The sequence below is a fragment of the Nostoc sp. ChiVER01 genome, from assembly GCF_034531155.1.
In the GTDB taxonomy this organism is placed as follows: domain Bacteria; phylum Cyanobacteriota; class Cyanobacteriia; order Cyanobacteriales; family Nostocaceae; genus Nostoc.
Genome location: NZ_JAVRBS010000005.1, coordinates 255,790 through 280,767 on the forward strand (window position 1 = coordinate 255,790; position 24,978 = coordinate 280,767).

Here is a 24,978-nt window from a genome sequence, read left to right on the forward strand (position 1 = left end):
GGAAGTTCTAAACTTTTGTCACCTTGTCCCCTTGTCCCCTCTGCCCCCCTGCCCCCCTGCTCCCCTACTCCCCACTCCCCACTTACTGTTATCGGAACTAAAACTATGCCATCTCCCAATAGATCATCCCCACTTCCTCAAGATCAGATAGATAAGTATCAAAATCACACACAGCAAGAGGAATCTGTAGAGTTTAACGAGCAGACAGAGGTAGAAAATGACAGTCAAGATTTGTACTACGGTACTGAAGCATTACTCAATGCTTTACCTCGGATTTGGACTCGTGGTTTGTTGTATGTACTCATAGCATTTGCTGGTTTGTTCTTACCTTGGGCCACTCTCTCGAAAGTAGATGAGACTGGTAGTGCTAGAGGACGTATAGAACCTAAAGGGGCAACTCAAAAATTAGATGCTCAAGTTGGTGGGACTGTTAAAGCAGTTATGGTCAAAGAAGGAGATACAGTTAGAGCTGGTCAGATTCTAGTAGAACTAGAGTCTGAAGTTTTGCAAACAGAACTACAACAAAGCATGAGTAAATTGCAAGGGCTACAAAATCAGCGATCGCAATTAGAACTGCTCAAAAATCAACTCTTAATTTCAACTAATCTCTTAGAACAACAAAATAAATCCCAAGAATTAGAAAAAATGGCTCAAGTTAACCAGGCGCAGCAAAACCTGGATGCCAAACTGAGTAGCCATAACCTCCAAAAGTTAGAAAAGCAAGCATTAGTTAAGCAAGCACAGCAGCAAATTTCTACCAATCGAGATGATCAAGAATCGGCTAAAAGCCGTTTGAGTATAGATTCTAAGCAAGTTCAACGTTTTAGCAAACTCGTTCATGATGGGGCAGTTTCTGATACCCAAATTGATGAACTCAAAAAACAAGAGCAAGAAAGCAAACGACTTTATAAAAAGTCTGTATCAGATATTAAACAAGCTCAATTGCGTTTAACCCAAGAGCTAAATAATTATCAAGTAACTATCAATACGTTGGAATCTGATATCAAACAAGCAAAACTCCGACTGCAAGAGGAACAAAGTAGTTATAAAAGTTTGATGCAAGCCGGGGAACTGGCTGTAATGAAAAATCAGGAACAGCTAAAAGACCTAGAAGCGCAAATAACAGCAGTACAATCAGAAATCGCTCAGACTAGAAGCCAGATTACATCTATAAAAGTTCAGATACAGCAACGAGTGGTGCGATCGCCAATTAATGGGGTGATTTTTGAATTACCCACCACGAAGCCGGGAGCAGTAGTACAACTCGGTCAAAGGATTGCCCAAGTTGCACCCAAGAATGCAGACTTCATACTCAGAGCTAATATGCCTAATCAGGATAGTGGTTTTTTGAAGCTAGGAATGCCAGTTAAAGTCAAGTTTGATGCCTATCCCTTCCAAGAGTATGGCATCGTACCAGGGAAAGTTGCTTGGATCTCTCCTGACTCGAAAATTACCCAAACTCCCCAAGGGAACATCGAAAACTATGAGTTAGAAATCACCTTAGATCAGCAGTATGTCGAAAATGGCAACAAACGTATCCCATTAGGTGCCGGTCAGACAGCAAACGCTGAAGTGATCATTCGCCAACGGCGCGTGATTGATTTTGTCTTAGATCCGTTCAAGAAACTGCAAAAAGGCGGTTTAGAGATTTAGTCAGAATGCCCAATGCCCTTAATTAAATTATTGGAGATATCGTGTTATGCCCTATAGTCTGACAATTTCTAGTTCAGATATCATTCACAGCCTCAAACTTTCCTGTCAGATACCTGATGTAGTCGAAGCGATCGCATCGCAAAGCATTATTACCGAAGCAGCCAAAGAGTTGGGAATTACAATCACACCAGAAGAACTACAGCAAGAAGGAGATAGCTTAAGGTTTGCTAAGAAGCTTGTTAAAGCTAAAGACACCTGGACATGGCTAGAAAAACACCACCTGTCTGTGAATGAGTTTGAAGAATTAGCCTACAACAATATCCTTTCGCGGAAGTTAGCAAATCATCTATTTTCTGCTCAACTCGAAAAGCACTTTTATGAACACCAGCTAGATTATGTCGCCGCCGTTACCTACGAAGTCATTTTCGAGGATCGAGACTTAGCTTTAGAACTTTTTTATGCTTTAGAAGAAGGCGAAATCACTTTTCCTGAAATTGCCCGTTTATATATTCCAGAACCAGAACTCCGCCGTGCTTATGGATATCAAGGACTTCGATATCGCAAAGATTTTCGCCCAGAGATTGCAGCAGCTGTATTTGCTGCTGTACCACCAAATGCCCTCAAACCGATTACGACTCCCAAGGGAGTGAATTTAATTTGGGTAGAAGAAATTATTCAACCCCAATTAGATGAACAATTGCGCCAAAAAATCATTACAGAATCATTTTCTAATTGGTTAAAGCAACAAATCAACGCAATGAAAATTATCACTCAGATAGACTTGGATACAAATGTGCGATCGCAGGAGGAATTGCTAAATATGTCATTCACCAAAACTAAATAGGTTATAAAATTACAAATGTTTTTGTATCTAAATATTTTATCTAACTTAAGATAGATGTCTATATTTTTGCAAAATGATAAATGTCTAAATATTAGTTGCTTAAAAATTAAATATTTTTCTATTTTCAGGAGCCTGTAAATACATCTAAAGACAGATTATTTCTAGCTATAAATAATAATGAAAATAGTTATAAAACTTGGTAGGCAGTAATAATTTCAATCAGTGCCTAAATTTTCTTTACTATTTTTGATATTTTTAATTAATATAGCTTTTAATAATTTTTAGTCTAATAGATTAGTTATTCTAATCAGAATATTTTCAAAATAGTATTGTTTTTCTAGTAGGAATAAAGTATAGTAACTATGGTCGAAAAGTAATAATAAGTTATGCAAAAAAGACTAGTGAGCTTCAGACTCACAGCTAAAGTTTAAAAATTCTTTCTTGTTCCCTGTTAAGACTTTCTCTACCTTTTGCGGTGAAAGAAGTCATTGAACTCCAAGTAGATGAACAGTTGCACTAACAAATCATTACAGAATCATTTTTTGATTGGTTAAAGCAACAAATCAAGGCTATGAAACAGTTACTCAGATAGCAACACCCTTGGGTTAAAGCTAAAATACTTTACCAAAGTCAGTTTTTTTTAACGTAGATGCATACTCCTACGGAGAAGCTACGCAAAGCGTCTGTCAGCTACACGCTGTGCGTAAGACTCGTGCAGGGAACGTAGAGAAGCAGCTTGCTGCATGTCCTGTCCATCGGGACTGGTGTTTGACGTTGATATGTTATTTACCAAACTAAATAGGTTATTAGATTCCAAATATTTTTTAGCTAACTATATTCCTAATTTAAGGTAGATATCTCAGCGTAATAAAATGTTAGCAATAATGCTATTGGTTGCTTGAAAATTTAATATTTTTCGTTTTGTTTTTTTGTAAATACATCTGTAAAACGCTAAATTAGCGCAATTAAAAACTTATATCAAATCGCTAAAACAAGTTTAAATAGGCAGTAATAAATAAAATTACTGCCTAACTTTAGTATGCTTTTTAAACATTTAAATCCTACTTTTATATGATAGTTTTTAAACCGCAAAAATATTATTTTTTAATAGGCTTTTTACAAAAAAACTATTGACTTTTTTGATAAATAAATTATAGTAATTATGTGGCTAACAAAAATAACTTTGTGACGCCAAACATTCCGCCCAAAAACTAACACTTTCAGGAGAAACTCAAATGATTATTTCTGATCTAAACTACTTGGAAAATACTTCAGAGGAAATTTTTGGTGGTCGTGGTACTAACATTGCCAACGTCTACACAGCAGACAAGACAGTTAGAGCTGTTGTTAATGAAAGCTTCACCAAGACAGTTACTACTAACTTGGCTGGTATCCAAGGCAACACTGCTGAACTAGTTGCTAGCGCTGATGCTACCGGAAACAGAACCTTCAGCAGCGTTATTGGTGGTGTTCAAGTTGAAGACAATCGCTCTGAGACTTTCGTTAACGCCATTGCTGCTACCGTATAATTATTTGGCTAACAAAGACAACTTTGTAACGCCAAAGATTCCGCCCAAAAGCTAAACTTTTCAGGAGAAACTCAAATGATTATTTCTGATCTAAACTACTTAGAAAATACCTCTGAAGAAATTCTTGGTGGTCGTGGTACTAACATTGCCAACGTCTACACAGCAGACAAGACAGTTAGAGCTGTTGTTAATGAAAGCTTCACCAAGACAGTTACTACTAACTTGGCTGGTATCCAAGGCAACACTGCTGAACTAGTTGCTAGCGCTGATGCTACCGGAAACAGAACCTTCAGCAGCGTTATTGGTGGTGTTCAAGTTGAAGACAATCGCTCTGAGACTTTCGTTAACGCTATTGCTGCTACCGTTCGCAATCCTGGAACTTAATCCAACTGGATTAGTTAAACTGAAGCCTAAAAACAAAAGCAGGTTAGAGTGAGCATGAAAATCAACACTCCATAGCAACTGTTTTGTTGATTTATCTTATACTCTACTCAACCTACTGTTTGGATGTTCAAAAATTGCTGAAAACTATAAGTAAAAATAGTTTTCAGCAGTTTTCTAAATTCGGTTTAATGTTAACACAGTTAATTAGAAAGCTGCAAGAGTTACCACTTTATTCAACGCCCTCTTTGTTAATGTAGGAAGCCTATTGTCAAGTTGAGTAGGTTAGCGCCTTCAAAGTTCAGTATCTAAACAACTACCAAACTTGAGTTTTAATATCATAACTATCTGTCAAATCAACAGGCAAGAGGGCAGGGAGCAGAAAGCTTGGGGGAGAACCCCATACTTCGGCTACGCAGTTCGACTGCGATCACTGTAAACTCAGTAAACATAAATAAATTTAGGGCTGCTGAAAGCTTAGACGCATTATTTCTTGTGCTATGCATCTTGAAATAAGTATCTAACATTAAGCATAAATAAATTTATTTGTTCTGAAACCCTCTATTGCTGACAAATCATACCATTTTATTCCCTGCTCCCTGCCTCTTTTAGTCAAATGCATATTGTATATCTAGCAGGATCAAGAGGAAATCTAATGAGCAGTATTTTTGTCACAGCTCTATCCTACCTCACTAGGTGGGGTGCAGGCGGTAACATGAAAGTCAGCAATACTTACCCTACAGGTTTAACAATTGATACGAATGAAGAAGTTTTCGTCCCCGGAGGAACATCGAATAGAAGTACTGCGATAGCCACGAATGCCTTCACTATAAGTAACGCAAACGATTTGCTATTGGGAGGTCAAAATGATGGTACTCTCCTCAGCAACTTAGGCACTGATACACTTACCAGAGGTGCTGATGGTAGTTTATTTCTTGGTACAACAACTTCTGCTTCAGGGCGTTCTAATGTAATGACTGATTTTAATACATCTTTAGGTGATGAGATTGGGATAGGAGCAAGTAATAACCTATTAAAAAACTTCGGATTTACAGGCTTAAGTTCGATGGTTGATAGTTTCCTGTGAGGGACTAAATTAGCCTATCTTTAGGGCAGTTTTTACGAATCGAATATTTTTGGATGCAATAATAATTTAGCAATGAATCTAGCGCTCAAAAATAACTAAGAGGATGTTTTAAAAGTTATATCTTTAGTATAAAAACCTTTTAGATCCTCCTAAATCCTCCTTTTTTAAGGGAATTTTGATTCCGGTTCCTCATATTAAAAGGGTAGCCATTATGGAAACAGGGGTTTTCATCCTACTTCCTTTTTATGTTTAAAGACGCTGCATGTAGTTTGCTTATTTGTAGAATACAACGGTGGAACCCCACACCAGTAGGCATGGGTTAGGGAGATCGATAAAGTGCCTCTAAATCACAGCCAAATACTTTTAAAACATCCTCTTCTACCATTTCACTAAAATCCTGATACAAATTCTTTCCCCTCTGCTCCCCTGCTCCTCTGCTCCCCTGCTTGCCTAAATGTATCAACCTTAAAGTGAAACGGTATTCGATAATTATCCACTACACATTGGCAACTTCAACTAAGAATTTGCGAGGTAAAGAATATGGTATCTATACAAACAAGTGGCAGCAACGATATAGGAAACATTAATAATGATAAGATAGCGAATCTTTTTAATCGTACTAACGATATCTTAACAGGGGGAAGCCTTAATAACAATACATCTGGAGGTCTGAGTGGCATTTTACAAGGAACTAACGACAACGATCAATTAAATGTTCCAAGAGGAAATGCTAATACTAAGAGTTACACGATTTTTGGTCTTGGTGGTAACGATACTTTGACCGGGGGAGGCGGTAATGACAAAATATTTGCAGGTATCAGTGGTAATTCCCTATTGAATGGGGGAGATGGGAATGACAAATTGTTTGGCAACCTGGGTGACGATACCCTAAATGGGGGTAGCGGTAATGATGAGCTGAGTGGAAGTCTTGGTGATGATTTGCTAAATGGGGATAGTGGCAATGATACTCTCCTTGGAAGTCTCGGCAACGATACCCTTAATGGAGGTAGTGGTAGTGATCAGCTGAGTGGAAGTGCAGGGGATGACCTTGTGTTTGGGAATGCTGGCAATGACACCCTCGATGGAGGTCAGGGTAGTGACGTAATATTTGGGGGCGCTGGTGATGATATTCTGCTTGGAGGCCCTAGCGGCTCTCCTGATGCTCCTGAAGGATTCTTTGAGGACTTTCTCGTAGGGGGTGCTGGTAGTGACACTCTGAATGGATTTGGCGTTAGTGGAGGAACATCAAAAGGTGATGGGACAGCAAAATTATTTGAAAGAGATGTGTTAGTAGGTGGCGGTGCGGTTGACGCAAGCGGCAATGTCACAAATGTTTCTGGCGATGGCGTGAAAGATGTATTTGTGCTTGGGGATGCGAAAGGCGCTTTTTATACAGATGCTGGCGAGAAAGACTATGCTACTATTTTGGGCTTTGAGAAGGGTATCGATCAGTTGCAACTTAGTCCAGCTGTGACTTATAAACTTCAAACAGCCTCTGTGATAAACAAGCTTGATACTTTGATTTTTGCCCAACTTCCTGGGGGTGCTGACCTAATTGCAATTGTAGCAAACGTTGACCTAACTAGATAGGTATGGCTAATCATCAATAGAATACGAGATTAGCAAGACCTTGTTTTTGGTCAAGAGTAGTATATATGCGATCGCCCTACTTGAACCAAAAATCTAAACAATATTTAAGCAGCACAGATACACAGAGAATAGTACAATCTACAACTTTATGAGATAAAAATATGGCAACCTTACAAGGAACTAGCGTTGATGATACCCTGAATGGGGGTAGCGGTAACGATAGCCTGAATGGAGGTCTTGGTAATGACTTGCTTTTTGGGAATGCTGGCAATGATACCCTCAATGGAGCTGACGGTAGTGACGTAATATTTGGGGGCGCTGGTAATGATAATCTGATTGGAGGTCGTAGCGGCTCTCCAAATGCTCCTCAAGGATTCTTTGAGGACTTTCTCGTAGGGGGTTCTGGTAGTGATACTTTGAATGGATTTAGCCCTGGTAGAGGAACATCATTTGAGAGAGATGTGTTAGTAGGTGGCGGTTCGGTTAACAGTAAAGGCGACATTACAAATATTTCTGGCGATGGCCTGAAAGATGTATTTGTACTTGGGGATGCGAAAGGCTCTTATTATACATCTGCTGGCGAGAAGGACTTTGCTACTATTTTGGGCTTTGAGAAGGGTATCGATCAGTTGCAACTTAGTCCAACTGTGAATTATAAACTTCAAACAGCCTCTGTGATAAATAAGCTTGATACTTTAATTTTCGCCGAACTTCCTGGCGGTAATGAGCTAATTGCGATTGTAGCAAACGTTGACCTGACTACTAAATAGGTATGGCTCTTCATTAATAGAGGATATTAGCAATACTTTGTTTGTGGTCAAGATTAATATAGATGCGATCGCCCTAGAGAACCGCCATTACTGCTGAATGATGAGATAGTGCGATCGCTACACCCAAAATTCCATAAGGTAGGATTGCATACACTCATACAGCTTCGTAGACAAAGTACTTAATAGGATAAACATAAAATATTATGCGACCACAGACACTATTTTTACAGCCAATTGTAGATCCAATTCCTAATCCCAACCCTAACTTTGCTAACGCTACAGGGGTTGCTTCTTTCTCAAATTATAGTCAAAAGCCCTCAGGAACTTTGACTACCACTCAGATCAAGACGTTGGTTGACAGTGGCATTGCTATTGCTACAGTTCAAGGCGCAGCTGTTTTTAACAATGACCCGACTTTTTCTTCACTCTTTAGTGACATTAGTGGTATTGGATTAGATGGTTCTTTCTCAGGAAGTGCCAAGACTGACATGCAAGTTATTGCTAGTTTTAAAGTTGCTGCTAATAAAAAATTATCTTTCAATTTCTCCGCAGACTTAGCATTAACAGCTAAAGAAATTGAAAATTCTGCTACTGAATATAACCAGTCTAAGGGGAAAATTAGTTTCTTAGCATTAGATACCACAAATCCTGATAAACCTAAAGTATTAGATTATTTCGGTATCCAAGGTAAGTTAATTTCCTCTAAGCATATTGCTAATTTAGAATATAGCAAAAGTAGTAACGTTACTATCAAGAGTCGTCCAGAAGCTACTGATATTGATGGCAATAATGGTAAGGACTCCATTACAGGAAAAGCCATTGGTAGTTATCAAAAAACCTTTAAGCATGATACCAACATAACAATAGTACAAATAAATGCCAATAATATTAATTTTTTCGGAGATACTTTAATCAACAATTTAGGTAAAGATGTTATTTATGGCACGATTGAAAAAGATAATCTGAAAGGAACTAACAGTAAAGATAAAATTTATGCCAGCTTAGGGGATGACAAACTGGACGGAAGGGAAGGCGATGATATCCTCGAAGGTGGCGAAGGAAATGATACCCTAGATGGTGGACAAGGCAATGATAGCCTAAATGGTGGTTCAGGTGATGATGTTCTGATTGGTGGTACTGGAAATGATGTTTTAGTTGGTGGCGACGGCCATGACAAATTTGTTTTCAATGTTGGCGAAAGCTTCTTGGCAAGTAAGCTTGGTGCTGTTCAAAATTTACTAGTTGGTATTGGTATCAATCTCGGTCTTGATAATCTCTTCAACGTTAGCGATAAATTATTAAAAAGTGAGTTTGATGTCATTCAAGATTTTAAAATTGGTACCGATAAGATTGAATTCAAGGGTTGGGGTGATATTAATGCTGACAGTTGGTTACATGAGATGTTTTCTCAAGGAAATATAATCAATACTAAAGATGGCCTCCTTTTGAATTTTTATTCTGGAGAGACTCAAGAAACATTACTGTTATCAAATGTAAATTCTAAGCAGTTTAGCTCTAATTCGCTCATATTTTCTTAGAGTTATTAATAATGCTTTGTGTAATTTTTAATCTCTGTTTCCTAGAGTTTTTAGACAAGAACTACTAAGATGAAATCAGATATGTAAAAACGATACGAATGACACTACAAGACGCACGAGAATACGCACCAGCAACCGAGCGCAATCGTGAACCAATTTTAGAAGTACTTTTACAAGTATTGCCTAAGACGGGCACGATCTTAGAAATCGCTAGTGGTACTGGTGAACACGCAGTCTTTTTTGCATCTAGACTCAGAGATTGTATGTGGTTACCAACAGATACAAATCCACAAAGAAGAGCCAGCATTATTGCATGGACTGAACACCTTGGATGTAATAATATCTATCCACCGCTTGAACTTGATGTTAGAGAACCAGTTTGGGCAGTGGAAGAAAGAACAGTAACCCAGTGGCTAGATACCTCGCCAATTACCGCCATCGTCAACATCAATATGATTCACATTTCACCTTGGTCAGCCTGTCTGGGGCTAATGGCAGGAGCAGGTCGTATCCTGAAAGCAGGAGGTATCCTCTATTTGTATGGGCCATTCAAACAAGGTGGAGAACATACAGCACCGAGTAATGCAGCTTTTGACAACTCTTTACGCGCCCAAAACCCAGAGTGGGGTATACGTAACTTGGATGATGTTGTAGCAGCAGCTAGCGCACAAAATCTCACCTTGAAACAAACTTACCAAATGCCAGCTAATAATCTTTCAGTAGTGTTTCAACGAAAATCGGCGGGAATCTCATCTCCACAATAGGATAACAAGAATAGCCATGTCAAAAAAGATGTGAGTAATGGATACCCCCCAAAGATAGAAGTACGGAATACGGCGCTGTGCGCCTGTTCCTCAAGAGTTTTCAGTTAGCTATCCTTATAAAACAACTGAAAATTTCCGAAGTGTGAATCTTAAAATTGATTATGACTAATCCTACAGAATTACTGCGATCGCGCTACGGTGAAATTCCTTTCAATCCCGAAATTGAATGGAATGATTCGCTAACAGCACTACTATCTCACCGTTCAATCCGGTCTTATCTATCCGATCCCTTACCGCCGGGAACTCTAGAGTTGCTAATTACAGCCGCCCAATCTGCATCTACTTCTTCTAATTTGCAAACTTGGAGTGTAGTAGCAGTTGAAGATCAACAACGCAAAGAGGAGTTATCTAAGTTAGCGGGGAATCAAGCACATATTAAGCAGGTTCCTTTATTTTTGGTTTGGTTAGCAGACTTAGCGCGTTTAAGTTACGTTGCAGATAGTCGCAGCATATCTCATGATGCGCTGGAATACCTGGAAATGTTTGTGATGGCAACAATTGATGCAAGTTTGGCAGCGCAAAACGCAACAGTAGCAGCCGAGTCACTCGGTTTAGGAACAGTATATATCGGTGGAATCCGCAACCACCCGCAAGAGGTAGCAGAGATATTGAATTTGCCTTCCTCTGTGTATGCTGTATTTGGGCTGTGTGTAGGCTATCCGAATCCAGAAGTAGAAGCAGCAATTAAGCCACGATTGCCACAATCAGCTGTGCTGCACCGCGAAACTTATAAATTGGCAGATCAAGAAGAAGCGATCGCTCATTACAACCAGATCATTAAAGAATTCTATACTGAACAAAAGATGAATGTCCCTGGCGATTGGTCAGAACACTCAGCCCAAAGAATCGCAACCGTAGAATCACTGAGAGGACGCGATCGCTTGCGGGAAGTTCTCAATCACCTTGGCTTCAAATTGCTGTAAACAAAAAGAATCAACATTATGGATTTGCAACTCCGTGGCAAAGTCGCCTTAGTGACTGCTGCTAGTAAAGGTTTGGGCAAAGCTACAGCGAGGCAATTTGCCCGTGAGGGTGCAAAAGTTGCCATCTGCGCCCGCAGTGAATTAATTGACAAAACTGCTGCGGAGATTGCAAGCGAAACAGGCACAGAAGTGCTATCTCTGCGTGCAGATGTTACCAGTCAAGCAGATATTGAGCAGGTAATAAATGCCACAGTAGAGAAATTCGGCGGGTTAGATATCCTCGTTACCAATGCCGGAGGGCCACCCGCAGGCACTTTTGATGATATTGATTTGGCAACTTGGGAAACTTCTATCAATTTGACTTTGCTCAGTACAGTCCGCTTGGTAAAATTCGCTTTACCTCACTTACGCCAATCTACAACACCAGCGATTCTCACCATCACCTCAACCTCAACTAAACAACCAGTGCAAAATCTCGTGTTGTCTAATTCCATTCGATTAGCAGTGATTGGTTTAACTAAAACTCTTAGCCAAGAACTGGGTAGCGATAAAATTCGCGTCAACAGCATTCTACCAGGCTGGACATATACAGAACGGGTAGAAGAATTAATCAACGCGCGGATTGCTAAAAGTGGTGAAACAAAAGAAGCAGAAATAAAGAGAGTCAGTGCGACAGTTCCTTTAGGTCGAATTGGGACACCAGAAGAGTTTGCTAATGTTGCTGTATTTCTGAGTTCACCAGCCGCATCATTTGTGAATGGAGTCATGCTGCAAGTAGATGGCGGAGCTATTCAGGGCACATTTTGAGCTTTGACAACTAATTCTATGATGAGGTTGGTATTAGCCTCAAGCGTATCTTTATATAATTGATGCAAAAAATGGTGCTTTTGCTTGGAAGTATATACAATCAAAATTTTTAGATTAATTGTTGTTTCTCCATTCTTTAGCCGACAAATGATCGTAAAGCATAAGGGAATGGGAGCTAAACACGTTAATATGATAGACTTACGATCTGGCTTTATTCCCTTTCCTTCGCTTGCAGAACAAAAAGCGATCGTTGAAAAGGTCGATTATCTTATGAAAAGAATTGACCAACTGAAAGAACAAATCAAACGCCGAAAATAACTTGCAGAAGAACTCATGCAAACTATCCTCCGCGAAGCCTTTGAATAACCTTACACCTATAGGTGTTTTCGAGAAATTAGACCCAATTTTCTAACAAAAATTCCCTAACCTGACGCATCCGTTCAAAATCACTATCACAAGACACAACAATCAGTGAATGACGTAACGCTGTAGAAGCTATCTATAAGTCATTCTCACTAATACCAATTTCTACTAATTTAATAGTTTGACGTTTGCGCTTTTCTTTAGGGCCGAATCGCCTGATAATCTCTGATTTGAAATCCCCGTAAATTTCAGCCGTTTGCTTATCAATTGAATAGATATCAATCCTTTGTAGAAACGCCTCAATTTTCATAAGATTAGCTGTTCTCTGTTGAGAATTTTGCGCCATAAATCTTAGTTCACCTACAACTATAGCACTAGTAGCTATTATCACCTCACTTCTTTCACGAAAGTTATTGACAACTTTTAAGTCACCTTCAATCAAGAAAGAACAGTGATTAGTGTCCAGCAAATACATATTTATGGTTGTAGAGGCATACGGGTATCATGGACAAATTGAAGGCATTCTCTAATATCATCTCCTGACCAAGAACCTGCAAATTCTAGCAAATCCTTGGCTTTTGAACCCCTCAATGTATCTGTATCCAAGTTTGCTTCCGGTTTCGACTGCCTTTGTAGATGACTAGCTTTAATGAAGCGAATAAAATCTAATGCTTCAGTTACTAACTCTGGCGGTAAAGACTCGATTTCTTGAGCTAATAATTCTCTATTCAGCATTTGACACCAAATTTAACTATTTTAATCCTAGTGGCATGATTGTATTTTACACAAAAAAATGGCTCTACTGCTCCCTTTATGAAATCAAATAATAAATCAAACTAGATTTTGCTTAATCACGTATACAATCCTATAACCCATCATAAACAACTATTAAAATTCAAATTTTTTGTAGATACTCAGGTGGCACACGATCCACTAACCAAACACCATTAGCAGAACAATAGAAGATGTAACCTGCCTGATGCATTGCCGCACTATGTACTGCAAAAACTACTGGTTTTCCATGTCTTGTACCAACAGTTTGTGCTGTTATAATATCCTTTGATAAATGGACATGATGTCGTGACATTTTACAAAGTCCTGTTTGTAGAATTGACTCTACAGATTTACGTCCCGTGCCATGATAAAGCTTATCTGGAGGAACAACAGGTTCTAATTGTAAATCGACTTTTATACTATGTCCTTGGTTCGCACGAATCAGAGTACCTGTAGAATCAAAAGAAAAGCGTTGTTTATCGTTGGATTCAACTACCGTCTCTAATTCCTGACGCGTAATGGGAAACTTGTTTTTAGCAGAAGCAGTAAGTAATTCATCAACAGCAACCCAACCACTAGGAGCAAGTTTTATTCCAATTGCATCCGGTGTGTGTCGCAAATATTTGCTGAGATATTTACTAATTTTGACGAGGCGAGAATCACTCATAAGATTTTGGTTGGCATAAATATACTACAAAAATATATCTTTAATGTTACATCAAAATTTTCATTGATGGTTTTAGTTTGTGTAAATTAACAAAATTTGCCTGCCTATCATGGCTAATGCCACTCCAATTATGATAATGAGTGTTACCTTACCACCAGGAACGAGTGGTTGATTTATACTATCTGAGTTTTCTTGTTCTTGACGTTGTTTCCAACTCATTAATGCCGGAATAATGCCACCTAGAATTGAAATACTAAATGTTCCAGTGTAATCTAGGGCAGTAAAAAAGATGCTGGGATTGAGGGTTCCGAGAGTCATTGGAGGGAAAAGAGCTAGCGAATAGAGGGGTAGGCGACTAAAAAGTTTGCCCTGTGCAATTAGGAAAATATCTTTGAGCAAATCCAGCAATCCGTACACAAATCCAATAAATGATGTAGCGATCGCAAACTCTGAAAAAATGGATACTAGCACTGCTAACCATTCCCCCTCGCCACCTGCTCGGAGAACTTGTAATGGGTCAAAAACCCTAGATGTGCCATGTAGCATGTCGGGACTGATGCTTCCTAAAATTACGGCATTCCACGCCAAGAACATAATTAGAGGAATCACAGAACCAATAAAAATGGACTGACGAATTTTGCGAGCATCTCCTTCAAGTTGCGTCACAACCAACGGCACAACGTTTTGGAAAAATAGTGCCACAGACATCACTGAAATGGCACTACCAAGGGCACTCCAGTTCTGAAATAACAGTTGGGTACTCTGAATGTGCCCTCCTGCCAAAAGCAATAGTCCTAAAAAGGAAACGATGACAATTCCGACAAAGGCGCTGTTTAATTTCTCAATAAACTTTTCTCGCCCAAGATACATAACGCCACCAAATAAGAGGGTGAAAGTCGTTGTACCCACCCACGTAGGTAATATCTGCACACTCCAGATTTTTGCCGTTGCAGATCCTAAAATCTCTCCACCTTGGGCGATGTATGCTACCAAGAGAGCATAGTGCATGAATAAATATGCCCCACCTGCAAGTCGTCCTCCCACCTTACCAAGGATCTTCTCAACAACTGCCAAAAAACCTATACTCGGATGCCCTTCTGTTCGTATTATGTTTAAAGTTACTTCTGCAATCAGTAACCCTGAAACTAAAGCGTAGAGCCAAACAGCAATCAGCCCAGATGTAGATGGCACAATCCCAGACGGCAGAGTAACGGCTGGTAGGGCGAGAATACCAGCCCCAACGGTGGTTCCCGCAATCAATGCAGTATTTCCCAATACACTACCCGGTTGATGATTGAAGTTTTTTCCATCAAATTCGAGATGAGAAAACAACCGAGTCACTTGTTCTGAATTCTTTACAACGGTCTTTATGGGAACCATACTGAATATTCGTACTCAAACCCAAAAATTAATATTAACATCTGTAAATATTCTTTACAAAACCCTGATATTCCTGGTTTTTCAGGCAAAGGACTGTAAAAGTCACTTCTAGCACTTGATTGATTTTTACTTTAGTATTTGGGGCGATCGCTTTACAGTTTCCACTAATTATACCCCGTAATATATTAAGACTTTTTATACTAGTAATAATGACTAATTATGTTGATGCGATGAAGACTTGACAGTTAAGGGTTGCAGCAACTGCATATATCGAGATGTTCACAAGTGCGATCGCGCCCTTTCCCCTAAACCATCGAAAGCCCTTCTGACATTGGCTATTAGGTGCGAATCGTTGGCGGTTTATCACCAACGATTCCCTATCTGAGCAATTTGTTAGAAAAGCCAGTGTAAAGGGAACACTTCAAACAAGGCCTTGTGCTGAAATTACCCAAAACCTTATGAACACCAACAACCCTTTGCAGACAATACAAACAAGTATCCATACGGCTTTAGGTGCTGTCAGTGAATTTACTGCCCTCCTTCAAGAACCCCAAAAATTCACAAATTACCTTACCCAAATACAACAAAAACCGGATCAATTGTTCCAAGATTTAGCGGAAAAAGGCAAAAATATGGAACAAGATATGACTAGTTTTTTCAAAAATTACTTTTGGGGAGATGGTAAAAAATTACCATACGCCAAATATATAGAACGAGCAGATGGGCAGGCATTTAATCAACCCTACGAAATCAAAGGGACAAAAATGTACGGCTTTGTCGTTGAAGGTTCAATGGCGAAGTTACAAGAGGTGTGTGATAAATATCTCAACGATCCCAATAACGGAGAGATTGAATATCGCCCAGCGACGAACTATCTCCTCTTGACTTTCAACAAGATAGATTCTTTAAGTTCTATTTATTCACCCGACTATGATAAAGGAACTGTGCATGAAGAAGAAGCCATCTTTTGGATGTTAACAGTGGTAGGTAAAAGAGTTGGGGCTTTATTCATTGCCGAACGCCTAGCTTTCTTTATGCCTTACTTGTATGTGAATAATTCTCCCATTCTAGTTTCTGGTAGAGAAGTCTACGGCTTCTTTAAACAACTTGGCACATTTCAAATTCCTGACTTAAATCAAGAACCGGATTTATTAACCGTAGATACCTTAGTATTTAAAGACTTTTCTCCTACAAGTCAATCTCTAGATGCACGCCTGCTAGAAGTTCAACGCATCAGTACAGGAGCTAAACACCAAGTTATCAAAACATGGGACACTTTTGAAGAAGCAATAAGAGCGATCGCTAGCTTATTATTTAACAATAACGAGATTGCCATTCCTGGCTTACAGTTACCCTTTAATATCCTCGAATATCTCATAAACAGAGTTGTCCCCCTCGTTACCCTTAAACAAATCCGCGATGTAGAAAACAGCAAAAAGGCCTGTTATCAAGCACTAATTGAATCGCCCATGCAACTACAAACCTTCTATGGGGGAAAACTCTTTGGCTTTGATAGTTTTGGCGATCAATTTCAATTAAAAATCAATAATTTCGCTAACCAACCAATTGTCCAAGACTTAGGACTAGGCAAAGGTTATCCCGCAGGTAGCGAATCAGTAAATATCCCCATAAAGCTTGGTTTCGTCCTGCATTTCGACTTCACCCTCAAAGATGGAAAAGCTGTATGGCAAGCACCACAGAAAAATTAGTGAGTGCTGTTAGTGCTAGCGAGCCGTTGAGTCAGTACTGAGTAATACTAATTCTCCAAAAGGAGGCAACAGATATAAATCACGAAAGTCTTACTGCATCTATGTTTCTTAATTGCGTACAGCCCTGCGGCCATGAAAACAGCAAAGCGGGGCATTAGCCCATTGCAAATTGGTATAAATTATCTCTTTTGTCTTCTCTTTCTTCTTTACCCTTACCACGCAAAGAAAAACAAACATGTCCAAAACCTTTAAGCCAAAAAAGATCGCTATCTTAGGCGGTGGAATGGCCTCATTAACTACCGCTTATGAATTAACCAGTCAACCAGGATGGGAGAGTCTCTACGACATTACTATTTATCAAACAGGTTGGCGTTTGGGTGGTAAATGTGCAACTGGACGTAACATCAAACCCCATGCACCTGATTGTGAACCAGACTACCGCATCGAAGAACATGGACTGCACATTTTTTTTGGATTCTATGAAAATGCCTTTCGTCTACTCAACCAATGCTATGATGAACTTGGTGGCAACGGGCCTTTCAACACCATAGAAGACGCATTCAAACCCCACAGTCTGATTGTCTTAGAAGAATACATTAATCAAAATTGGGTAAATCTGTCTTTTAACTTCCCTACCAATTCTCTAGTTCCCTGGAAAGGTGGCGGTACTTCTTCTCTTTGGGAACATATCTGCACCACTATCAAATTCGTCATTCAGACTTACGCAGAAATTGAGAATTACTACCAGTTGCATCCTGAAAAAAGCTCCTCAGCATCTGTTGCTAAACAAATAGCAATAGGCAAAGAGGTAATGGAATTTTTATCAGATAGTAGCCTTTTGCAATTTCCTAGCCAGTTGATTCAGTTATTTTTTCAAGAACCTATTTTTTGGGGAAAATGGCTTAACAATATCAATCAATACATTGGCGATATCTTTCAAAACCTAGACTTGACTTCTGAAAAAACCTTCTTAAGGCTTGCCTATAATTTAGCTCAATCACTGCCTGAAAATCCTAAAACTCATAGACGTGAACATCACCAGCTAATTCTCAAGCTAATAGACCGTTTTAAAGAACACTTGAGCAGTCATATAGAATCTAAAAACTGGCAAAATTCTGACATATTTTGGCGTTTCACATTCATCGATTTAGCATTAGCAAACATCCGGGGTTTATTTGTAGATGAGGTAATTGATTTTCGTTTTATAGACAGTTTAGATGAATATGACTACAAAGATTGGCTCAGAAAACACGGAGCTAGGGAATCAAGCGTTAAATCAGCATTTATTCGCGTCTTATACGATTTAGTGTATGGTTTTCCAGAAGGCAATGCCAATAAACCGCAACTAGCAGCAGGAACAGCCATTCGTATCCTCACCACTATCTTGTTCAAATACAATGGCGCAATCATGTGGAAAATGCAATCAGGGATGGCAGAGGTAGTCGTCACTCCACTATATGAAGTGCTAAAGAGTCGCGGTGTAAAATTCAAATTCTTTCATGTTGCCAAGCAGTTACACTTGGATAAAGATCAACAATCAATTGCAAGTATCACTTTGGCTCGGCAAGTAAATTTAAAAAACCCAGAGCAAGAATATCAACCACTTATTAAAGTTAAAGACATTCGTTGCTGGCCTAGTGAACCTCTTTACGATCAGATTGTCGATGAAGAAGCCCAAAAACTCCAAGATAAAGAAATTAACCTTGAGTCATATTGGACACCTTGGCAAAATGTAGACAAAATTACCCTCACCAAAGGCGATGATTTTGATATTGTGTTGCTGGGAATTTCTATAGCCGCCTTACCCTCTATTTGCGGTGAACTAGTCGATGCCAAAAAAAATCCAGCTCATCAAAAATGGCACGATATGTTAACTCAAGTTCAGACAGTAACTACTCAAGGCGGACAAATATGGCTTAAGCCTACCTTACCGCAATTAGGATGGCAACAATCTAGTCCCGTGATCGGAGCTTATGTTGAACCACTCGATGTCTATGCAGATATGAGCGAGTTACTACAACGAGAAAATTGGCCTTCTGAGCATTATCCTTATAACGTAGCTTATTTCACCGGTGTAATTGCAGATCCAGGTATTCCTCCCCACACAGAATATGATTTTCCAGATAAAGCTCAGAAAAAAGTAGACCAACAAGCAATTAACTTCCTTAACAATTACATCGGACACCTTTGGCCTGATGCTACTCACCCTAAAAATCCACAAGGTTTAAATTGGGATTTACTAGTAGATTTTCAAAACCGTCAAGGAGTAGAACGCTTTAAAGCTCAATACTGGCGAATTAACATTAACCCATCAGAACGCTATGTACTTTCTGTACCTGGAAGTACCAAGTATCGACTCAAAACTGATGAATCTGGATTTGATAACCTTTACCTAGCTGGCGACTGGATTAACAACGGTTACAATTCTGGTTGCGTGGAAGCTACAGTAATTTCTGCAATGCAAGCAACACGAGCTATTCTATATCAATGCTTCCATATAAAATACACCAAAAAAATTATTGGTGAGTGGGATTCTTGGTTATAAAAGTATATCTAATTTAATGAGGTACATTTTGACAAACTCAATAAAATTTGGCATTATATAGGTTTTCTCAACCTAGATAACTCGGTAGAATAATACATTTTTAATGTTTGGCATAACACAAACATTAAAAATGTATTTGCTATCCTATGAAGAATAAAATAATTATTTAAAACTTTTGAAAATTTATCTAAGGCATTAATATAAATGATGATTACATTACCAAATTACCAAATTATAGAATTAATTTATGAAGGAGCAAAAACTGCTGTTTATCGAGCTAGTAGAAATAAAGATAATAAACTAGTGGTTATTAAACTTCTAAAAACAGAATATCCTGATCTGAAAGATATAGCAGCCTTAAAACATGAATATGAGCTAATCAAAAATTTAGATATCTCAGGAGTTATTCAAGCTTATAGCTTAGAAAAATACAACAATGGTTTTGCCATTGTGTTAGAAAACTTTAATAATAGTTCTCTCGAAAAAATTATCCAAACAGAAACAATTGAGTTAGTTGATTTTTTAAAAATAGGTATTCAAATTACCCAAGCTCTAGGTGAATTACACCAAAATTATATTATTCATAAAGATATTAAACCACAGAATATTATTGTTAATTTAGAAACTCATCAAGTTAAAATTATTGATTTTTCTATCTCATCACTACTTTTGCAAGAAAAACCCAAACTCAGTAATCCTGATTTGCTTGAAGGAACTTTAGCCTATATGTCTCCAGAGCAAACAGGAAGAATGAATCGAACAGTTGATTACCGTACAGACTTCTATTCGTTGGGTGTAACTTTTTATGAAATGCTTACAAATCAGTTACCGTTTCAAGTAATTGATCCAATGGAGTTAGTTCATTGTCATATTGCCAGACAACCTATAACAGTATCTCAGCTAATCCCAGAAATCCCTCAAGTAATTTCTGCAATTATTATGAAATTACTCAGTAAAACTGCTGAGGAAAGATATCAGAGTGCTCTTGGGATTAAAGCTGATTTAGAAAACTGTCTTAGTCAGTTAGAGCAAACTAATTCTATAATTGAATTTCCAATTGGTCAGCAGGATCAATCTAGCCAACTACAAATTCCCGAAAAGTTGTATGGACGAGAAGCAGAAATAGATATCTTAATGTCTGCTTTTGAAAGAGTTAATCAAGGAAACAAAGAATTAATATTAGTTGCAGGCTATTCAGGTATTGGTAAATCAGCATTAGTGAATGAAATTCATAAACCTGTTATCAAAAACAGAGGCTATTTTATTGCTGGTAAATTTGAGCAATTTCAACGCAATATTCCTTATGCTTCGCTAATTCAAGCATTTCAAGAGCTAATGCAGCAATTACTAACAGAAAATGAAGCAAAATTAGCAACTTGGAAAGAAAAACTTTTAGAGGCTCTAGTTCCAAATGCTCAAATTATTATTGATGTTATTCCTGAACTAGAATTCATTATCGGTAAACAACCAGAAGTACCACAACTATCTTCAGCAGAGTCACAAAACCGATTTAACTTATTTTTTCAAAAATTTATCAATTTGTTTGCTCAAAAAGAGCATCCATTAGTGGTATTTTTAGATGATTTACAATGGGCAGACTTAGCTTCATTAAAATTAATTCAGTTATTAGCTACAGATACGGAAATTCAATATTTATTAATAATTGGAGCATATCGAGATAATGAAGTTGATCCCAGTCATCCTCTAATGTTAGCTTTGCGGAAAATCGAAAGAAATAGTAGCTCTATTAAGATTATTCATTGTCAAAATTTAAAAATTACTGATGTTTGTCAGTTAGTTAGCGATAGCCTAAAATCTAATTTAAAAGAATCTCAAGATTTGGCAAAATTAATTTTTAATAAAACTGCTGGCAATCCGTTTTTTATCAATCAATTACTCAAGTTTATTCATCTAGAAAATCTGCTTTTTTTTAACTTAATTACTAGTCAATGGCAATGGGATATTCAGCGCATTCAGATGCTAGAAATTACTGATAATGTTGTTGAATTAATGATTGGTAAAATTCAAAAACTTAAAGGTACTACACAAAAGATTTTAAAAATAGCTGCCTGTATTGGTAATCGATTTAATTTTAATATACTGGCTTATATTAATGAAAGTTCTCAGAATGACACAGCATTAGATATTTGGGAAGCACTACAAGCTGGTTTAGTCATACCTTTAAGTGATAGCTATAAACAACCACATTTATTAAATCATCTTGATGTTTTTGTAATTGATTATAAATTTATTCACGATCGCGTGCAACAAGCAGCTTATGCGTTAATACCTGATGAGCAAAAAAAAGAGATTCATTTAAATATTGGTAGACTGTTATTAAAGAATATAAAAGAAGGCTTGCTAGAAGAAAAAATCTTCGATATTGTTAACCAGTTGAATATCGGTAATGAGTTAATTAATTCTTCCGAAGAAAGATATAAACTAGCTGAGTTCAATCTTATTGCAGGACGTAAAGCTAAAGATTCTGCTGCTTACGAATCTGCTGTAAGGTTTTTAAAGCAAGGTCTAAGCTTACTTGCTATCGATTGTTGGCAAAACTATTATGATTTAACTCTTGAACTTCATGTAGAAACAGTAGAAGCAGAATACTTAAATACAAATTTTGAGCAAGCAGAAGCATTGTTTACTAGCGTTATAAGTAATACTAAAAATATTCTTGATGCTGTGAAAGTATATGAGAAAAAGATTCAGTTTTATGTTGCTCAAAATCGAATGCGAGAAGCATTAGATTTAGATTTGCAGGTGCTAGAGATGCTGGGAGTTTCATTGTCTCAAACTCCACCAGCAGAGTTAACAATTGAAGAATTAGTCAACTTGCCAGAAATGACTGATGCTCATAAGCTAGCTGCCATGAGGATACTAATGACAGCCATGCCTCCCGCTTATTTAGCAGATCCCGCACTTTTACCACTGATTGCTTTTACGATGGTTGATTTATGTGTGCAGTATGGCAATTCATCTTTTGCAGCTTATGCCTATGGTTTTTATGGGCTAATTTTATGTGGGCCTCTTAAGGATATTGAATCAGGATATCGTTTTGGGAAATTATCTTTACAAATATTAGACCAATTCAATGCTAGTGAAATTAAATCTAAAGTGTATGCACTATTTAATATTTTTGTTAGACATTGGAAAGAACATATTCAATCAACTATAGAACCTTTAGAGCATGGTGTCCAAAGTGGTTTGGATACAGGGGATATTGAGTATGTGGGTTATAATGGGTTGTTAGTTTGTTGGCATCCTTTTTGGATTGGAGAAAATTTAGACATTCTTCAACAAAGATTAGAACAATATATTAATTTAGCGCAAAAAATACAGCAAGAGCATTTTACAATTTGTTTACTGATATTAAAACAGATGGTCATCGAGCTAGTTCAAAGACAGCATAATAAATCTTGTTTAGATGGTGATAGTTTTAATGAAACAGTAATGCAGAGAATGGCAGGAAATATTACAGCCATTTTTTATACTTATCTTGCCAAAAGTATTTTAAGTTATTTCTTTAAAGATTATAGTCAGTCTGTTAAAAATGCTCAATTAGCACAACAGTATGAAGTTGCAGCTAGTGGAACCACTTATCTACCTCAATATAAGTTTTATTACTCTTTAGCATTGTTGGCTCTCTGTTCAAAGACTACTTCTCAAACAGAGATAAAAACTGCTATGGATAAAGTAGAAGAAAACCAAAAACAATTAAAAGAATGGGCGGCTCATGCACCTGTAAATAATCAGCACAAATATGAATTAGTAGAAGCAGAAAAAGCACGATTTTTAGGACAAGCATTAGTAGCGATGGAACACTACGATCGCGCTATTCAAGGCGCTCATAAGTCTGGATATCTTCATGAAGAGGCGCTAGCTTATGAATGTGCGGCAGAATTTTATCTCAGTCTAGGAAGAAATGAATTTGCTTCGTTATACATGACAAAGGCACACTATGGTTATCGTCGTTGGGGAGCAAGTGCTAAATTTAAGGATTTGGAATTAAAATATCCAGAGTTAATTACTCAGGTTTCTACTCCCTCTCAAGTAGGGTTTACAAGTAATACTATTACTACTTCCACTGCTAATGAAAAATCAAGCGGGCTAGATTTAATCACAGTTATTAAAGCATCACAAGCTTTATCAGAAGTAATTTTATTAGAAAATCTGTTAGAAAAATTAATGACAATTGTGATTGAGAATGCTGGTGCTCAGACTGGTATTTTGCTTCTCGAGAAAGAAGGAAAATTATTTATTGAAGCTCAAGCGAGTGTAGAGAAAGATGATTTAACCGTTGGTCAATCACTACCATTAAAAAATAGTCAGCAATTACCTATATCTGTAATTGACTATGTGACACGAACGCAAAAAGATGTAATTTTATCTGATGCTAGCAGTGAAGGAAATTTTACAAGAGATTTATATATTATTGACCATCAAATTAAATCGCTGATGTGTACTTGTATCGTTAATCAAGGTAAATTGATTGGGTTACTTTATTTAGAAAATAATTTAACAGTAGGAGCATTTACTTCTGATAGAATACGAATATTAAAGATTCTTTTTTCGCAAGCAGCTATTTCTTTAGAAAATGCCCGACTCTACGCTAACTTAGAAGATAAGATAGAGGAAAGAACTAGAGAGTTAAATGAAAATAATGTGCGATTAAAGGAAACACTACACGAATTAAAACTAACTCAAACCCAGCTTATTCAGACAGAAAAAATGTCCAGTTTGGGACAAATGATTGCTGGTATTGCTCATGAAATTAATAATCCTGTAAGCTTTATTCATGGCAACCTAGACTACATTGATAATTATACACAAGATTTACTTAGCTTAATTAATATTTATCAAAATACCTATCCAGACTTAGCACCAGAAATAAAAGAGTTTTTAGAGAATATTGATGTTGATTTTATTAAAGAAGATATCCTTAAAACTTTATCTTCTATGAGAAGTGGCACGGAACGTATTCGGGAAATTGTGCTGACATTGCGTAATTTTTCTCGGTTAGATGAGGCTGGTATGAAACCTGTTAACATTCATGAGGGAATTGATAGTACCTTACTAATTTTGCAAAGCCGTCTTCAAGATAATTCAGGTAAGCCTGCAATTGAAATTATCAAAAATTACGGTGATTTACCAAAAGTTGAATGTTATGCTGGGCAACTTAATCAGGTATTTATGAATATTCTGAATAATGCAATTGATGCTTTACAAAAGTTCAATCAGGAAAAAAACGCAGAGGAAATTAAGAGTAATTATAGTGCGATCGCTATTCGTACCCAAGTAGTCAATTCTGATTTAGTCCTCATTTCTATTAAGGATAATGGGATAGGTATGAGTGAAAGTGTCAGACAAAAAATATTTGATCCTTTTTTCACCACTAAACCTGTAGGACAAGGTACTGGTTTAGGATTATCAATCACTTATCAAATCGTAGTAGACAAACATCACGGTACAATAGAGTGCATTTCTGCACCCGGAGAGGGCGCAGAGTTTATCATTCAAATTCCCTGTAGGCAAAAGCAGGTAATCTAGCAACCTCGATGTGGACTAACAGAGATTTGATGATTTGGGCGGGG

Annotated in this window: 19 protein-coding genes; 15 read left to right on the forward strand and 4 right to left on the reverse strand. The window is 37.6% G+C overall.

The genetic code is table 11. From position 1 onward, the window contains the following. The first annotated feature begins 105 nt into the window (after positions 1–105). The 12 genes from RMY00_RS09625 (at position 106) to RMY00_RS09680 (ending at position 12,264) form a co-directional block, all read left to right on the forward strand. The gene (locus RMY00_RS09625) at positions 106–1,653 is read left to right on the forward strand and encodes an HlyD family efflux transporter periplasmic adaptor subunit (RefSeq protein ID WP_322647316.1); all 1,548 of its coding nucleotides are present in this window, start codon (positions 106–108) and stop codon (positions 1,651–1,653) included. A gap of 46 nt (positions 1,654–1,699) precedes the next feature. Beyond that, the gene (locus RMY00_RS09630; protein WP_322647317.1) at positions 1,700–2,497 is read left to right on the forward strand and encodes a peptidylprolyl isomerase; all 798 of its coding nucleotides are present in this window, start codon (positions 1,700–1,702) and stop codon (positions 2,495–2,497) included. Between the two features lie 1,235 nt (positions 2,498–3,732). Further along, a complete protein-coding gene (locus RMY00_RS09635; RefSeq protein ID WP_322647318.1) occupies positions 3,733–4,026 on the forward strand; it encodes a hypothetical protein in 294 nt (97 codons plus the stop codon). A gap of 75 nt (positions 4,027–4,101) precedes the next feature. Beyond that, positions 4,102–4,410 carry a hypothetical protein gene (locus tag RMY00_RS09640; protein WP_322647319.1) on the forward strand — a complete coding sequence of 103 codons (309 nt, stop codon included), beginning with the start codon at positions 4,102–4,104 and terminating at the stop codon, positions 4,408–4,410. A gap of 652 nt (positions 4,411–5,062) precedes the next feature. Beyond that, on the forward strand, positions 5,063–5,494 hold the full coding sequence (locus RMY00_RS09645; protein WP_322647320.1) for a hypothetical protein: 432 nt from the start codon (positions 5,063–5,065) through the stop codon (positions 5,492–5,494). 540 nt (positions 5,495–6,034) lie between these two features. Further along, positions 6,035–7,084 (forward strand): calcium-binding protein, encoded by a 1,050-nt coding sequence (locus RMY00_RS09650; protein ID WP_322647321.1) that lies wholly within the window; start codon positions 6,035–6,037, stop codon positions 7,082–7,084. Between the two features lie 161 nt (positions 7,085–7,245). Then, complete coding sequence (locus tag RMY00_RS09655; protein WP_322647322.1) at positions 7,246–7,854, forward strand: hypothetical protein; 609 nt, start codon at positions 7,246–7,248, stop codon at positions 7,852–7,854. 203 nt (positions 7,855–8,057) lie between these two features. Beyond that, positions 8,058–9,392 (forward strand): calcium-binding protein, encoded by a 1,335-nt coding sequence (locus RMY00_RS09660; RefSeq protein WP_322647323.1) that lies wholly within the window; start codon positions 8,058–8,060, stop codon positions 9,390–9,392. Between the two features lie 98 nt (positions 9,393–9,490). Beyond that, positions 9,491–10,156: a DUF938 domain-containing protein gene (locus RMY00_RS09665; RefSeq protein WP_322647324.1), complete on the forward strand. Its 666-nt coding sequence runs from the start codon at positions 9,491–9,493 to the stop codon at positions 10,154–10,156. A gap of 161 nt (positions 10,157–10,317) precedes the next feature. After that, positions 10,318–11,139, forward strand: coding sequence for an NADPH-dependent oxidoreductase (locus RMY00_RS09670; protein WP_322647325.1), 822 nt, complete (start codon positions 10,318–10,320; stop codon positions 11,137–11,139). A gap of 18 nt (positions 11,140–11,157) precedes the next feature. Next, positions 11,158–11,946, forward strand: a complete 789-nt coding sequence (locus tag RMY00_RS09675) for an SDR family oxidoreductase (RefSeq protein WP_322647326.1) — start codon at positions 11,158–11,160, stop codon at positions 11,944–11,946. 84 nt (positions 11,947–12,030) lie between these two features. Next, positions 12,031–12,264, forward strand: a complete 234-nt coding sequence (locus RMY00_RS09680) for a restriction endonuclease subunit S (RefSeq protein ID WP_322647327.1) — start codon at positions 12,031–12,033, stop codon at positions 12,262–12,264. Positions 12,265–12,445: 181 nt separating this feature from the next. Here the strand turns inward: RMY00_RS09680 and RMY00_RS09685 are convergent, their stop codons facing one another. The 4 genes from RMY00_RS09685 to RMY00_RS09700 form a co-directional block, all read right to left on the reverse strand. Next, positions 12,446–12,751 (reverse strand): type II toxin-antitoxin system VapC family toxin, encoded by a 306-nt coding sequence (locus RMY00_RS09685; protein ID WP_322647328.1) that lies wholly within the window; start codon positions 12,749–12,751, stop codon positions 12,446–12,448. A 35-nt stretch (positions 12,752–12,786) separates the two neighbouring features. Next, complete coding sequence (locus tag RMY00_RS09690; protein ID WP_322647329.1) at positions 12,787–13,044, reverse strand: DUF2281 domain-containing protein; 258 nt, start codon at positions 13,042–13,044, stop codon at positions 12,787–12,789. Between the two features lie 160 nt (positions 13,045–13,204). After that, entirely contained in the window at positions 13,205–13,750 is a 546-nt protein-coding gene (locus tag RMY00_RS09695) for an RNA 2'-phosphotransferase (protein ID WP_322647330.1), read from the reverse strand. 72 nt (positions 13,751–13,822) lie between these two features. After that, positions 13,823–15,130 (reverse strand): amino acid permease, encoded by a 1,308-nt coding sequence (locus RMY00_RS09700; RefSeq protein ID WP_322647331.1) that lies wholly within the window; start codon positions 15,128–15,130, stop codon positions 13,823–13,825. A gap of 458 nt (positions 15,131–15,588) precedes the next feature. Here RMY00_RS09700 and RMY00_RS09705 point away from each other — a divergent pair, with 458 nt between their 5' ends. The 3 genes from RMY00_RS09705 to RMY00_RS09715 all read left to right on the forward strand — a co-directional run bounded on the left by RMY00_RS09705 (position 15,589) and on the right by RMY00_RS09715 (position 24,934). Continuing rightward, positions 15,589–16,839 carry a hypothetical protein gene (locus RMY00_RS09705; protein WP_322647332.1) on the forward strand — a complete coding sequence of 417 codons (1,251 nt, stop codon included), beginning with the start codon at positions 15,589–15,591 and terminating at the stop codon, positions 16,837–16,839. 235 nt (positions 16,840–17,074) lie between these two features. Beyond that, on the forward strand, positions 17,075–19,384 hold the full coding sequence (locus RMY00_RS09710) for an NAD(P)-binding protein (RefSeq protein WP_322647333.1): 2,310 nt from the start codon (positions 17,075–17,077) through the stop codon (positions 19,382–19,384). A gap of 207 nt (positions 19,385–19,591) precedes the next feature. Next, positions 19,592–24,934 (forward strand): AAA family ATPase, encoded by a 5,343-nt coding sequence (locus tag RMY00_RS09715; RefSeq protein WP_322647388.1) that lies wholly within the window; start codon positions 19,592–19,594, stop codon positions 24,932–24,934. Positions 24,935–24,978: the final 44 nt, after the last annotated feature.